We start from the raw sequence: 14,063 nt of genomic DNA, 5'->3' as shown, positions 1-14,063 counted from the left end.
AAATTACTTGTGAACAACTTTTATTTCAACACTTCAATCGGCGTACCGTTAATCAAGTTAATTTGCCCGGTAGTAATAACCGTTTCGCCTTCTTTTAACCCTCCTAAAATTTCAACCGATTCTCCGAAAATTGCTCCCGGAGATACTTTTCTCAATGTTGCAACACCTTCTTTTTCAATAACAAAAACTTCACCACTGTTCACACTTCCTACGAATGCTGTTCTCGGAATCGCAATAATAGGTGTCTGATCACCAAATTTAAATTCGGCAGAAGCATACATTCCTGCTTTTAGTTTATTTTTTGTTTTTGTATTATCCAATTTGATTTCAATCGGGTAGTTCAGGCTGTTATCAGCTTTTGGTGCAATAAACGAAATTGCTCCGGTGAATGTCTCATCCTGGAAAACAGGAACTGTGATATCTACCTTGTATCCTACTCCCAATTGTACAACCTGACGCTCGTTGGCTGTTACGTTCAGCTTCAAACTTGAAACATCCACAATATTGAACAACTGTGTTCCTGCTGCTGCAAATGAACCGACCTCAATGTATTTTTTGTTGATGATCCCGGAGATAGGCGCTTTGATGGAAGCATCCGACAATCTCTTTTTTGCTTGTGCCAGCTGGCTTTCAGCATTTTTCACTGCCAGGTTGATCTCGTCTACCTGTGATTGTGTAACGCCACCTGTTTTCAAAGCACTTGTCAATCGTTGCTGATCAACTTTCAGTTTTTGCAACGCGTCGTTTGCTGCCTGATAATCAAGGCTACTGTATGTACTTTCCACTGTTGCCAATACCTGTCCCTGCGTTACGCGGTCTCCTTCTTTCACACGAATGGACAAAACGCGCCCGTTTACTTCGGAGATCAACATCAAATCCTGGTTTGCCGCAAGTTTACCATTCACTGCAAAGTCAACATTAATCGCTTCTCTTTTAACGGTCATTACCTTTACCGGTACTGCTCCCGTTCCTTTACTAACGATATCAATTTTTGACTGGTTTTCTTTTTTATTGTTCTGAAGCGTCCATACAATTCCTCCAATTGCTGCAGCTACGACAAGAACGGTAATAATTATCTTTTTCATATACTTTTTAACTTAAGGTCTATTATTTATTTAACAAAGTTCCTATTTCTCCTTTTGCTTTAATCATTTCAATTTCTGCTACTTTGTATTGCAGCAAGGCTTCATTATAGCTGTTTTCAGCAGTTCTCAATTCTGTTTCAGCATTGATTAAATCAGTCAGACTGGACAATCCAAGTTGGTAATTACTGTTTGTAATATCATATACTTCTTTTGCCAACTCTTTATTTGCTTCCTGTACCTGAATCGTTTTCAAGCTATTGGAAATCTGCAATTTTGCATTTTGAAACGACATGGTCAGAGCATTGGATGTTTTGGTCATTTCCTGGCGCAACTGTTCCAATTGAATTTCAGAAGATTTTACTCTTGCCCGCTTTGCCAAACCATCGAAGATCGGAATGGAAAGGTTCAAAGAAACCGCTGCCATGTCATAGCTTAGCGCTTTTTTGGAATACAGGTTAAAGTCATTGCTTTGTGTGTTATAGGAATAATGTCCGGACAATGACAAAGTAGGATAATAATTTGCCTTAAATACTTTTGTTTGCAAAGTCAGTAGTTCAGCCTGCTTGTTGAGCATGCGGAATGAAGTCAGGTTCTCTACATTAAACTGATCTGTTGAAATAATTCCTTTCGCATAGCTTTCCAAGTCAGCATGCGCTGTTTCCGGAACTGAAATCCGTTCTTCAATCGGCATTCCCATATAATATTTCAGCAGGTTTTCCATTTGAATGACAGCATTCTCCAACTCCAGTTTCTGTGCTTCCAGGTTTGTTTTATTCACCCGTACACGATCCAGATCGATTTTCTTTGCCAACCCGTTTTCTACCTGTGAGATCAAAATTTTCTCCAGCTCTTCCACCCGGGTAATATTCGCATCCAGCGTCCCCATTTTTTCACGGGTAACAACGAGTTGGTAGTAATTTGTCGCAACTTGCTGCAACACATTTTCTTCACTCAGCTGCGCTGCGATTTCATAATACTGTGCACTTCCTCTCGCTGCTTTCAGTCCTGAAAACACTTGTTGGTTGTACAATTGCTGGCTCAGGGTCACCTGCGTCATCGCAGACCATGTTTGTCCTGCACGAATTGCCATGAATTCTCCCGGAGCTCCCCCCATGAATTCTGCCGGTAAGACAAATGATTGCACGATCGGGTTTCCTGTTACTGAACTTGCGGCATTGATCTGAGGCAGAGCAGATGACAGTGACTCTGCTACTTTTTGATTTCCGTTTTCAACATCCAACTTTGCCTGTTTCATCACTTCACTATTTTCCAATGCATAATTAAGCGCATCCTGAAGTGTAATGACTTGTTGGGAAAAACCGGAATCGACTGATAAAGCCAAAACGAATAATACTACTGCGGATTGTTTAAGTTGTTGTACCATTTTTCTCTTTAAAAAACGATGCAAAATTGGTGTATAAAAAAGGTTATTCAAAGTTAAAAAAGGTGAAACGGACAAATTATACGATTAAAATCAATTCTCCGACAGAACAACTGATCTCTGTCTTCTTTTCAGATGATCAGATGATTAATTCATAATTATCAATGCTTTACCTGCAGCCTTACACTCACTCTTTTACTCACCCGATTAACAAACCCGTTAAATATCCAACAAACAACTCTTAATTAGCAATAAATGGTTTATTTTAGCCCGGCATTTATTTTTTATAAACAATGATGCTACTAATGATTATGAAAATAAACTCACTACTCTCAAATTCGGCTGTTGTTATTATTTCTTTTTTATTCCTGTCTGATTATTCTCATTCTCAGGAAAATTACTCGTTTTGGACACAGGAGTCATTTGGCAAATATGATTCCGCAACAGAATTGGTTGATCGACGAACTGAATTTTCTAAACATTTCTACAACAAGGATGGAAAAATTTCTGCTGTTATTGGTGCAGGTCCGCTCAATTACCATGAGAATGGTTCATGGAAAACCATCTATCATGCATTGGAAAAAACAAACAACGGGTTTGAAAATACCACCAACAGCCATAAAACGTACTACCCCAAGCAGTCTGCAGGAGCCATAAAGACGGTCATGAAAGATGGTTCTGTGCTTACAGACATGTTGAATATGCGCATGTATTACCTTGGTAAAAACGGGGAAAGCCAGGCACATACAATTACAACCCGCACCGGAACTGCCGACTACAATGTATTGACGTTCCCGGGAGTTTACGGCCCCCATATTGATCTGAAACTGACACACAATACGACTTTCAGAAAAATGGATTATATTCTCCGGAACGCATCTGCTTTGAGCACGATGCCCACTGATGCGGAATACCTTGTTTTTGAAGAGAAAGTATTATTGCCTGTTGGATGGAAGGCTGTTATGAAAGATAAACGCATCGAATTGACCAATCAAAGCGGGGTGCTGACAGCTTATTTTGATCAACCGCTTTTTTATGATACACCTGTTCATTCTCATGGTCAAGGAGATCATAGTGAGTCAGCACATGAATTGATTGGTGATTACCGTATTTCTCAACAAAACAATCTATTAACCATCCAGACACTGGTTCCGGCAAACTGGCTGAAACAGGATTTAAATTTCCCGGTTTACATTGATCCCACAATCAACTTATATCCCAACAATACGACGCGCTGGACAGGACATCATTCAACAACGAGCGGTACCAACTGCTACACTCCTGGTTGTGCTAATTACACCTCCTCCAACATTACGGAAAGTTCAGAAGGTGATTTCTGGATCGGCAGGAACAATACATATTCTGTCCAAAGCGGCTGGACAAAGTTTAATATCACAGATATTCCGGATGATGCCTGTATCAATACGGCAGAATTCAGGTATTATGTCGCGGATAACAGTTCTGCAAGTAGCGGTTGTGTGGTCAGCACCTATTTCAGGCACATGGCCGCAGATCCTTCAACAAATGATTTTACTGTTGCTGCAAACAACCTGGCACGATTAGACGACATCAGAGACGGTAATATTTTCGGTGATTACAATACTGCTGTCCTGGTATCTGGAACGGGATGGAGAACAGTAAACCTGACTGCTAACATGGCGGATTTGCAATCGCAATTGATTCCCAACTGGTTTGCTGTCGGAATGCATACATATGGCGGAGCAAACAATCACTTGACCTGTAGAAACAGAATCCGTGGATATGCGGATGCGAACAAACCGATTTTAATTGTGACTTACGATCCACCGTACGAAACGGAAAACCTTACTATTTGTCCGGAAGATTTACCGTACACCTGGAATGGTCAAGTGATTACTTCTCCGGGAAACAACGCAGCCACGGCAGTTGTTCAGAATTCCAACGGATGTAATGTAACTATCACCCTGAACCTGTCTACACATCCGGGTACTCAGCCGCTTACAGACGATATTACCATTTGTGATTCTGATCTTCCCTATTCCTGGAACGGACAAACAATCACTGCGGGAGGAACTGCTGTCGCCACACATACAACGCAAAATGCAAACGGATGTGATATCGTAACAATATTGAATTTAACGGTCAACCCGACAACCACACTGACAGATGATATTATCATTTGTGACACCGATTTACCATATAGCTGGAACGGACAAACAATTACCGCAGGAGGAATCGCTGTCGCCACACATACTGCACCTAATTCCAACGGGTGCGATATTATTACTTCTCTGAATTTAACCGTCAATCCGACCTCCCATTTAACCGACAATCAAACCATCTGTCAGGCAGCACTTCCCTATTCCTGGAACGGGCAAACAATCACTGCGGGAGGAACCGCTGTAGCAACACACACGACGCAAAATGCAAACGGATGTGATGTTATTACGACATTGAATCTGACAGTCAACGTTCCCGATCCTGTACATTTCACAACAACGGCGGAAGTTTGTTTACCTGCTGCTGTGGAGCTGATCCCTACAAATAACCATAGCGGAACGTGTGTCTGGACCATTGACGGAATACCCGTTAACGGAGATTGCGCAGGCGCATCGACGGTGATCAGTCAAGCAGGATGCTATGACGCTGATCTGACGGTTACGGATTTAAACGGATGCGTGGCATCTCATACGGTCAATGACGTTTTTTGCCTGGATGATTTACCGGTAGCAAGTTTTGATTTGACCAATCAATCCAATGAAAGTGCTGCTACCAATAACACCAGTTCACATGCAGATTCGTATAGCTGGACACTTCCAAATGGTAGTACAAGCACTGAGTTTGAACCAACTGTTTTGTTTGGTAATGTTTCGGGAATTTATAGTGTAACCCTTCATGCCTATACCGCGAACGGGTGTTCTGATTCAACAACAGTCACTGTTGAAATTATATATGAAATTAAGATCCCGAATGTCATTACCGTCAACGGAGATGGTGTCAACGACTTTTTCCTGTTACATGAAATGCAGCCCAACACACAACTGTTGATTCTCAACCGGTGGGGGAACCTGGTTTATTCATCTGACAATTATGACAATTCATGGAATGGCAGAGATCTGAGCGGAAATTATGTGTCGGAAGGAGTCTATTCGTACCTCGTTACCATTCCTGACGGAACAAAATACCACGGCTTTGTCCATGTAGTACATTAAGTACGTCCTGATGATATTGAGTGGCCGGGACGAAGATTCTTCCCGGCTTTTTCGTTTAGATTTATTCCTTTTATTAACTTTAACCCTAAATTGAATAGTATGCTTGCAATACGCTGGGATGTAACTCCTGAAATCATCGACGGTTGGAATACACCGAATTATTATGGGTTACTTTTTGTAACAGGATTAATTTTAGGCTATTACACGATCCGGAAAATGTTCCGCAAAGAAGGAATTCCCGATGAAAAACTGGATCGATTGGTACTGTACGTGGTGATTGCAACAATTGTTGGTGCGCGTTTAGGGCATGTGTTCTTTTATGACTGGAGCAGTTATAAACAAAATCCGATTGACATTCTCAAAGTATGGGAAGGTGGTTTAGCCAGTCACGGAGGTGCTATTGCGCTGGTCATTGCATTGATTTTATACAATCAGCGAGTTTTGAAAAAGCCGTATATCTGGATTTTTGACCGGATTGCCGCACCTATCGCGATAGCAGGAACGTTCATTCGCCTGGGAAACCTGATGAACAGTGAGATTGTAGGAAGTCCTACCGATTTGCCATGGGCGTTTGAATTTGTTCATTACATCAATGAGACAACCAAACAATACGATCCGACACCGCGCCATCCTGCTCAATTATACGAAGCAATTATGTACCTGATTATTTTCGGTATCCTGATGTACATGTTCTGGAAAAAAAGCGCATGGAAACAACCGGGACTTATTTTCGGGACCTTCCTGATTCTTCTATTCGGCGGACGTTTCCTTGTTGAATTTGTAAAAATGGGGCAAACAGCTTACGATGAAACATTAACCATCAATACCGGTCAGTGGCTTTCCGTACCATTTGTTCTGGCGGGAATAGGAATTCTGATCTGGTCGTATAAAAACAAAAATAAGACATTGACAGAACCTGAAGTGAAGTAATTTTTATGGCAACTAAAACAATCGACCGGTTAAGGCTTGCTCAATTCGGCAATCTGGAATTACTTGCAAAGCAGGTGGTTGAAGGTTTTATTACGGGGATGCACAAAAGCCCTTTCCATGGTTTTTCTGTTGAATTTGCAGAACATCGTTTATACAACAAAGGAGAATCCACCCGTCACATTGACTGGAAACTGTACGGAAAAACGGAAAAGTTATTTACAAAAAAATACGAGGAAGAAACGAATTTACGCTGTCAGATTGTGATTGACTGTTCCGGGTCTATGTTTTTCCCAAAAGACGGAACGATCAACAAATATGAATATTCCACGTACGCTGCTGCTTCGTTGATTGAATTACTAAAGCGACAACGGGATGCAGTCGGTTTGAGTTTGTTTTCCGATCATCTGGAATTGCATACACAGTCAAAATCAAGCCCGGCTCACCATCGTTTTTTATACAGTGAACTGGAAAAACACCTGACGGAATATACAGAACAACAGCAGAAAACAAGCGATACAATTACGGCTCTTCATTCTGTTGCTGAATTGTGTCACAGAAGAAGCCTGATCATTATTTTTACGGACTTTATCGATAATCCTTCAAAAATTGAAGAGTTATTCCACGCCTTACAACATTTGAAGCACAATAAACATGAAGTCATTGTTTTTCATGTAGTGCAAAAGAAAACAGAAATTGATTTCGAACTGGAAAATCGACCTTATTACCTGGTTGACATGGAAACCGGGGAAAAGATGAAAGTACAGCCTGCTGAATTAAAGGCCAATTACAGTCAGCGAGTGGCGGCTTATTTTGAAGACCTGAAAATGCGAATGATCAACAATAAAATTGATTTTGTGCAGGTCGATATCGACCAGGGATACGACCAAGTACTGCTAAGCTATCTGCTTAAGCGTCAAAACCTGTATTAACTACTTGTTATAACTTCGGGAGCGGGATCAATATTAATTCCGTCCGGTATTTTCCTTTATCGGCAGACATGAGAACAATTCGTTCCTTTGAATAGGAGTCAACCAAATACGTATTTTGTTTATTGTCTACTCTGAAATCCATTGTTATATTCTGGTCCGCAATCTCAAAAGAACCATATTTCGGAGGACGGTTCCCAATCGTGTTCAGCGGTTGCTCGGAAAACTTTGAATCGGCATAAAATGTAATGACCGTACGGAAATTGATGTTCTCAGGAGCATGTTCTACACCATCGATCCGTTCACTTTCCACCATCCATACCTTACTGGAATCGTCGTGGAGTAAACTGTTAATCCGGATTTCCACAATCGATGTTTCATTACCACATCCGGCAGTTATCAGCAACAAACCAAACACCAGTATCCGAATCATCAGAATAGCATTTGGTTATCCGTAATGATTTTATAAATTTCCTGAGAAACAGAATCTTTGACATTTTCCTTGACGATTCCAGAGAAATTCCCTGCAGGCTCCTGGATTACTTCCACTGTTTTAAAGACGTACTTTCCATTTTCCCAACTAAAGATGCAATGATAATACACATCTGACCCTTCAATTTTATCAATAAACCGCAGCAGTAAATCATCGTTGGAACCTTGTTTTTTCTTTTTCCCGATCAGGTTCGCAATAAAACCATTTACTTTTACCAAAGCTCCTCCCTCCCGTTCAAACACCAGGATACGGCGAAGCGCAAAACCTCCGGTGTTCGCTTTCACCAATAATATAAATCCATCTTCCAACGGTGTTCCTTCTTTCAGAGGAAACAATTTGAAATTATCCGGAGTACAGGGTGTCATGAGGTTTCCTTTGTCATCCGTTTGTACATCACTGCAAATATTGATCTCTTTTAACAAGTCGGCAGCACGGGGATCACTGAACTGGTCTTCATTAAATAGTACTTCAATGCCTTCAAATTCGTCTTTTGCTGCTACAGTCCCTGTTTTTTCTGTTGTCGCTTCCTCTTCTGCATCAGTACAGGCAGACAGTGCAATCATTGCGGGAATAAAAAAGAATAAGGTCCGTTTATTAATGCGCATAAAATACATTGTTAGATTCGTTCATTGCATTCATAAACGCATTTTTATCAATTGGTAACACAATTCCCTGTTTTTCGAACCAATGCAACATGATTTCAGTCGGCATATTACCCGTCAGGTCATCTTTTGCCATCGGACATCCTCCATATCCTTTTATCGCACCGTCAAACCTCCTGCACCCGGCATTATAAGCTGCCTGGATCATGCTTTCCGCATTTTCGCGCAACGTATGCATATGCGCTCCGAATTCAACCCGGGGAAAGGCAGGAATCAATTCCTTAAAAAGATAATCAACGGAATCTGTTGTGGCACAGCCAATGGTATCACTCAATGCCTGGATCGTAATTCCCAAATCCTTGTACAAGCGTTCACACCATTTGATTACTAATTCGGCATCCCAATGTTCTCCATAGGGGTTTCCAAAGCCCATTGAAAGGTACACAACAAGTTGTTTTTTGTGCTTCAACGCCAGGTTCTGAATTGCTTCTACCCGGTGCAATGATTCCTCAATGCTGCTGTTGGTATTGCGTTGTTGAAATTTTTCAGAGATAGAAAACGGAAATCCCAGGTAGGTGATTTCGTCAAACTGAACAGCATCTTCGGCACCACGTTCATTGGCTACGATGGCCAGTAGTTTTGAAGAGGAGTTCAAGTCTAATTGCTTCAACAGATCGGCTGTATCTCTCATTTGAGGGGTAACTTTAGGAGATACAAAACTGCCAAAATCTACTGTGTCAAAATTACATTTCAGAATCGCATTTATGTATGCGGCTTTTACTTCTGTCGGAATAAATTCTTTTATTCCTTGCATTGCATCGCGGGGGCATTCGATTAATTTAACTTCCATATTTTCAAAAATACAATTTAATTCATTTCTTTCAAAATAGCTTTATTTATTCGTTTTACTAATCCGGGACCTTCATAAATAAACCCTGTATAAATCTGGATTAATGCAGCTCCGGCATTTAATTTTTCACGTGCATCTTCCGGTGTATGAATCCCTCCTACTCCGATGATCGGGAATGATTTCCCTGATTTCTCAGACAGGTATCGGATCACTTCTGTAGAACGGTTGGTCAATGGCTTACCGGACACTCCTCCCGCACCGATTTTTTCAACCAATTCTTTTGGTGATTTCAGATTTCCTCTTTCAATCGTTGTATTTGTTGCAATCACACCGTCAATTTTTGTTGTCTGAACAATTTCGATGATATCATCCAGTTGTTCATTCGTTAAATCCGGTGCTATTTTCAACAGAATCGGCTTTTGGACGGATTTGGTTGTATTTTCATCTTTTAGGGATTGCAGCAGCTTCATCAATGGTTCTTTTTCCTGCAAAGCACGCAAATTAGGGGTATTGGGAGACGAAACGTTGACAACAAAATAATCGACGTACGGATGAAGCACATGAAATGCTGTGAGGTAATCGGAATCGGCTTCTTCATTGGGGGTTATTTTATTCTTCCCGATATTTCCCCCGATAATTAATTTTGTTTTTCGTTTCTTCAACGCTTCAACAGCGATCTCAACTCCGTCGTTGTTGAAGCCCATTCTATTTACAATGGCTTCATCTTGTTTCAGGCGAAATAAGCGTGGTTTTTCATTTCCAGGCTGCCCTTTCGGTGTAAGTGTCCCTATTTCAATAAAACCGAATCCACAATATGCCAGATCATTGTACATCTTCGCATTTTTATCAAATCCCGCAGCTAATCCAACCGGGTTATTAAACGTGAGTCCGAACACTTCTCTTTTCAGCCGGGGATCTTCAACGCAATAGAGTTGTTTAAATAAGAGTTTCCCTCCCGGAACGGACAAAACAAATCTCAACATTCCGGTAGTAAAGTAGTGTACTTTTTCTGCGTCGAAAAAGAACAAAACAGATCGCAATAATTTATACATGGTTTATCAAATGGTTCACAAATGTATAAAAGCAAAATGAGGCAACAAACGCTGCCTCATTATTTTTTTATCCGGATGTGAATCAGAACTTATATCGTCCTCCTCTCCACGCGTTTTTATTTCTGCTGGATGCGTAATCTTTATAAGTAATGTTTCGGTAGACAACAATATTCACATAGAAATAGGCATCTTTCTGTTTATCTCCGCGCTGCTGTCCTGGTGTAAACCACGTTGAGTTCTCGTGACTCGGGTTGGACAGGTAAGCAGATTCAGGACCTACCTGAGCTGCTAAGACAGCAGGATCGTAGTAAACACTTCCGACGTCATCAATATAATCAGAGAATGTTTTTACATAACTTGCTTCCAGACCGATCCGCCACATTCTGTTGATCCCCATACGCATACCGATTCCCATTGGGATAGCCAGGGTTACAGGTCCATACGGTTTTGCACCGCCATCCATTCCCTGACCTTCTGTTTTCAACGGTCGTAGTGCTATCCAACTTCCCTGGAAATTTGCTTTCGGGTTGTAATAAGTCGCTCCGACACCTCCAAAGATATAAATTTGTTCGTTTCGGTCTTTTGCACTTTTTAATCCCTTGATCTTATAACGTGCTCCGAATTTTTCATTCGCCAGGATGATGAATTCTAATCGTTGTGACAATTCAAAGAAAATGGATCGGAAGTGCAGGTTTCTGGAATGACGTATAATTTCATTTGTCTGGGCATCGTTTCCTCTCAGCATTCCTCCGGTCAACGTTGTAGATGTAGCGAAGTAAGGGTGAAAACGGTAACGGAATCCAATCATTCCTCCAATGTTTGTCGATCTCCAGTCAAGATCTCTCAGTGAGTAGTCCGTTCCAATGCGGTCACGTCCACCCAAATCACCTAAAAACTGGGTTGCCCCAACACCAAACATAATCTCCTTCTTATTCAGCGACCAGTTTCTTTGAGTGTTGAAATTTGTATGCTGAGCAGATACAGAAGTCAGTAATGCAAGTACAATCAGCGTAAGTGGGTAATTTAAATTCAATTTCATCAACGATAGTTTACAGCAATAATTCTATTCACTTAGTGCAAATTTATTATTATTATTCCTAATGTACTACAAAAAAATGAAAAAAAACACTTCATTAATGTTAACAACCAACTTGTTAATATTTATTTAAATTTCAGATTTAAGTCCATTGAGTAACAGCGCATCAGGTCTCCATTGTCATTTTTCGCAATTACATTGGTGATAAATACCGTTTGGTTTAATCCCAATTTTTCCAGATCAGATACAACGTCCTGTGGAATTTTAGAACCTTCAACGGAAATCGTCCTGTCTCCCAATCTGGAAGTATATTGAATGCTGAATTGCTTTACGGAAAGATCTTCCGCAACAAAAATTTCTCCCTGTTTAAAGTTTTCCCATTGAATATCCCCGCTATAGACTCCTGAAATAGAGGGCATTGAACTTCTACTCACCACCTTCGGTGCATCCATTTTTTCAACAACCTTTTCTTTCAAAACGACACGTTCGCTTGCATTATTCCGGACATCTGAAGGTGTATCAGCGGCAACAGTTTTTACCGGAGATCCCGTTTTCTTGTCAGTGGTTTGTTTGTCTTTTTTCTCTACAGGTGGTACAACATACACCTCCTCTGTTTTCACATGTTGAGCGATCAGCACTTCATTCCCTGTTTCCGTGGAAGTTACCGCGTGTTGAATACTATTTTTTTGAGTAATTATTGCTTCATTCAGATTGTTTTCGGATTGTGAAAAATTATAACCAATTATTGCTGCGACACCGGAAAGACCTATTGTTCCGTAGAACCAGGCTGATTTCCAGAATCCGGGTTTTGACATGTTAACTTTTGTCAGTACCGAATCGAAGTTTTGCTTGGATTCAATGTATTCCGATGTCAGTTTTTTGCGGTCCAGATTAACTTTAAAATGCTTCATTATTCATTTTTATTAATAAACAACTTCTTTAACTTCTCCAACGCCCGGAAAGACTTTACTTTCGCATTGTTTTCCGTAATTTCAAGTATCTCTCCAATTTCTTTGAATGAACGTTTTTCGAAGAAGCGAAGTTCAAGCAACTGCATGTCTTCCTCTTTCATTTTTGAAAGGCACAGCAGTAAGCGCTCTCTGTTTTCTTCATTCTCATCGTGTTCAAACTCTTCAATAAAACCAGTTACCTGAACAGTATCAATATTCACCATTCGGTCAGCTTTGTTATCCCTGAACGCCTGGTACAATTCGCTTTTAGCAATTCTGTACAACCACGAGACAAACGGTACTCCACGAAACTCATATTTATGCAGGTTTTTAATCGCCTTCATAAACACCTGAGAGGTAACGTCAAATGCCATCTCCTCGTCATCCATTCGCTGATACACATACCTGAATATCTGCTCATGGTACTTTTTATACAACGGTGCAAAATGAGCCGGATCAGCCTTTGCTCGTTGTATCCAATCCAACTCCTCCATCATGCGGGAATTGGTTTGGTGATACAATGGGTTCACACTCATAGTTCTTGGTTTTATTTCTAGTTTGGCAGAGAAATTGGCTTGCAGACCAACTACTCTTATAAGAAGATAATTTTATTCTGGTTACACTTATTAGAACGTAAAATTATCATTTTAGTATATTCGTTTGGATATTTTTGGGTTCTGAATGAACATTTCAAAAAAATAAAAAACCCATACGTTCTGTTTTCTGAAGCTCCAGAAAACACGATTAGGATCGTCTGGCCTGTTCTGTAATCCGCCGTTGAATGAATCAAAACCCGAAGGTTGCGGCCCGCCATAGTCTGCACAAGACTTTTCCACAAGGTAAAATTTTAAGCTTCAAGATATCAACGTATGGGTTCTCCCAAAAGGGATTCAGTCGCTGCTCTAACTCTTTAGATGTACTGATAGTGCTAAGGTAAATAAAAAAAGGTCATCTACAAAATTGTAAACGACCTTTTTATACTATGAAAAAGAAAAAAGTTATGCTTCCTGCTTCACCAACTGGATTTCAGCGTTTAAACGAACGTCTTCAGAAACCATTACACCACCTGTTTCCAGTGCTGCGTTCCATGTCAACCCATAGTCGTTTCTATTGATTTTTCCACTGATTGTCAAACCTGCTTTTGTGTTTCCGTAAGGATCTTTTGTAATTCCACCCAGTTCCACGTTCAATTTTGCTTCTTTTGTAATTCCTTTGATTGTAAAATCTCCGTATACATTAAACGTTTCATCATCTACTTTCTCCACTTTCGTGCTTTTGAACGTCAATTCAGGGTGTGCAGCAGCATCAAAGAAGTCTCCGCTTTTCAAATGTCCGTCACGTTGTGCATTGTTTGTTGAGATGCTTTCAATCGGTGCAGAAAACTGCAATTGCGCTGTAGCGAAATCATCACCTTCAGTTGTTGCAGTTGCATTGAACTCGTTGAAGTTACCTGTTACATTTGTAATCATTAAGTGCTTCACTTTGAATTGCACTTCGCTGTGTGTCGGGTCTACTGACCATGTACTTGTTGCCATTTTGTCTTCTGTTTTTAAGTTAATTATTTATT

General features: G+C 40.5%; 13 protein-coding genes. 3 read left to right on the top strand and 10 right to left on the bottom strand.

Translation table 11 applies throughout. The features are described 5' to 3' along the window. Positions 1-20: 20 nt before the first annotated feature. Positions 21-1,085, bottom strand: coding sequence for an efflux RND transporter periplasmic adaptor subunit (locus H9Y05_RS12415; protein ID WP_163492618.1), 1,065 nt, complete (start codon positions 1,083-1,085; stop codon positions 21-23). Between the two features lie 22 nt (positions 1,086-1,107). After that, on the bottom strand, positions 1,108-2,469 hold the full coding sequence (locus H9Y05_RS12410) for a TolC family protein (RefSeq protein WP_163492617.1): 1,362 nt from the start codon (positions 2,467-2,469) through the stop codon (positions 1,108-1,110). 308 nt (positions 2,470-2,777) lie between these two features. On the opposite strand from H9Y05_RS12410, the gene H9Y05_RS12405 reads away from it, so the two are divergent. The 3 genes from H9Y05_RS12405 to H9Y05_RS12395 all read left to right on the top strand — a co-directional run bounded on the left by H9Y05_RS12405 (position 2,778) and on the right by H9Y05_RS12395 (position 7,516). Further along, entirely contained in the window at positions 2,778-5,657 is a 2,880-nt protein-coding gene (locus H9Y05_RS12405) for a T9SS type B sorting domain-containing protein (protein ID WP_216714475.1), read from the top strand. A 99-nt stretch (positions 5,658-5,756) separates the two neighbouring features. Continuing rightward, positions 5,757-6,587, top strand: coding sequence for a prolipoprotein diacylglyceryl transferase (gene lgt / locus H9Y05_RS12400; RefSeq protein WP_163492615.1), 831 nt, complete (start codon positions 5,757-5,759; stop codon positions 6,585-6,587). A 5-nt stretch (positions 6,588-6,592) separates the two neighbouring features. After that, on the top strand, positions 6,593-7,516 hold the full coding sequence (locus H9Y05_RS12395; protein ID WP_216714474.1) for a DUF58 domain-containing protein: 924 nt from the start codon (positions 6,593-6,595) through the stop codon (positions 7,514-7,516). Between the two features lie 7 nt (positions 7,517-7,523). On the opposite strand, the gene H9Y05_RS12390 is transcribed toward H9Y05_RS12395, so the two are convergent. The 8 genes from H9Y05_RS12390 to H9Y05_RS12355 all read right to left on the bottom strand — a co-directional run bounded on the left by H9Y05_RS12390 (position 7,524) and on the right by H9Y05_RS12355 (position 14,031). Continuing rightward, positions 7,524-7,946 carry a hypothetical protein gene (locus tag H9Y05_RS12390; protein WP_216714473.1) on the bottom strand — a complete coding sequence of 141 codons (423 nt, stop codon included), beginning with the start codon at positions 7,944-7,946 and terminating at the stop codon, positions 7,524-7,526. Continuing rightward, a complete protein-coding gene (locus H9Y05_RS12385; protein ID WP_216714472.1) occupies positions 7,946-8,611 on the bottom strand; it encodes a hypothetical protein in 666 nt (221 codons plus the stop codon). The genes H9Y05_RS12390 and H9Y05_RS12385 overlap by 1 nt, the downstream gene beginning before the upstream one ends. Next, the gene (locus tag H9Y05_RS12380; RefSeq protein ID WP_163492611.1) at positions 8,601-9,458 is read right to left on the bottom strand and encodes a hydroxymethylglutaryl-CoA lyase; all 858 of its coding nucleotides are present in this window, start codon (positions 9,456-9,458) and stop codon (positions 8,601-8,603) included. The genes H9Y05_RS12385 and H9Y05_RS12380 overlap by 11 nt, the downstream gene beginning before the upstream one ends. Positions 9,459-9,475: 17 nt before the next feature. After that, complete coding sequence (locus H9Y05_RS12375; protein ID WP_216714471.1) at positions 9,476-10,510, bottom strand: quinone-dependent dihydroorotate dehydrogenase; 1,035 nt, start codon at positions 10,508-10,510, stop codon at positions 9,476-9,478. Positions 10,511-10,592: 82 nt separating this feature from the next. Then, a complete protein-coding gene (locus tag H9Y05_RS12370) occupies positions 10,593-11,549 on the bottom strand; it encodes a hypothetical protein (RefSeq protein WP_163492609.1) in 957 nt (318 codons plus the stop codon). 122 nt (positions 11,550-11,671) lie between these two features. After that, complete coding sequence (locus H9Y05_RS12365; protein ID WP_216714470.1) at positions 11,672-12,457, bottom strand: hypothetical protein; 786 nt, start codon at positions 12,455-12,457, stop codon at positions 11,672-11,674. Further along, entirely contained in the window at positions 12,457-13,032 is a 576-nt protein-coding gene (locus H9Y05_RS12360) for an RNA polymerase sigma factor (protein ID WP_205729604.1), read from the bottom strand. The genes H9Y05_RS12365 and H9Y05_RS12360 overlap by 1 nt, the downstream gene beginning before the upstream one ends. Before the next feature lie 462 nt (positions 13,033-13,494). Next, positions 13,495-14,031, bottom strand: coding sequence for a YceI family protein (locus H9Y05_RS12355; RefSeq protein WP_163492607.1), 537 nt, complete (start codon positions 14,029-14,031; stop codon positions 13,495-13,497). Positions 14,032-14,063: the final 32 nt, after the last annotated feature.

The organism is Taishania pollutisoli (genome assembly GCF_014518315.1).
Lineage (GTDB): Bacteria > Bacteroidota > Bacteroidia > Flavobacteriales_D > Crocinitomicaceae > Taishania > Taishania pollutisoli.
Note: the sequence above shows the minus strand (reverse complement) of the source record. Positions and strands in the feature narration are given on the sequence as shown.

Coding starts and splice junctions, on each gene's coding strand:
- H9Y05_RS12410 (WP_163492617.1), bottom strand. CDS start 2,469: ATGGTACAACAACTTAAACAATCCGCAGTAGTATTATTCGTTTTGGCT.
- H9Y05_RS12405 (WP_216714475.1), top strand. CDS start 2,778: ATGAAAATAAACTCACTACTCTCAAATTCGGCTGTTGTTATTATTTCT.
- H9Y05_RS12375 (WP_216714471.1), bottom strand. CDS start 10,510: ATGTATAAATTATTGCGATCTGTTTTGTTCTTTTTCGACGCAGAAAAA.
- H9Y05_RS12390 (WP_216714473.1), bottom strand. CDS start 7,946: ATGATTCGGATACTGGTGTTTGGTTTGTTGCTGATAACTGCCGGATGT.
- H9Y05_RS12380 (WP_163492611.1), bottom strand. CDS start 9,458: ATGGAAGTTAAATTAATCGAATGCCCCCGCGATGCAATGCAAGGAATA.
- H9Y05_RS12365 (WP_216714470.1), bottom strand. CDS start 12,457: ATGAAGCATTTTAAAGTTAATCTGGACCGCAAAAAACTGACATCGGAA.
- H9Y05_RS12360 (WP_205729604.1), bottom strand. CDS start 13,032: ATGAGTGTGAACCCATTGTATCACCAAACCAATTCCCGCATGATGGAG.
- H9Y05_RS12395 (WP_216714474.1), top strand. CDS start 6,593: ATGGCAACTAAAACAATCGACCGGTTAAGGCTTGCTCAATTCGGCAAT.
- lgt (WP_163492615.1), top strand. CDS start 5,757: ATGCTTGCAATACGCTGGGATGTAACTCCTGAAATCATCGACGGTTGG.
- H9Y05_RS12370 (WP_163492609.1), bottom strand. CDS start 11,549: ATGAAATTGAATTTAAATTACCCACTTACGCTGATTGTACTTGCATTA.
- H9Y05_RS12385 (WP_216714472.1), bottom strand. CDS start 8,611: ATGCGCATTAATAAACGGACCTTATTCTTTTTTATTCCCGCAATGATT.
- H9Y05_RS12355 (WP_163492607.1), bottom strand. CDS start 14,031: ATGGCAACAAGTACATGGTCAGTAGACCCGACACACAGCGAAGTGCAA.
- H9Y05_RS12415 (WP_163492618.1), bottom strand. CDS start 1,085: ATGAAAAAGATAATTATTACCGTTCTTGTCGTAGCTGCAGCAATTGGA.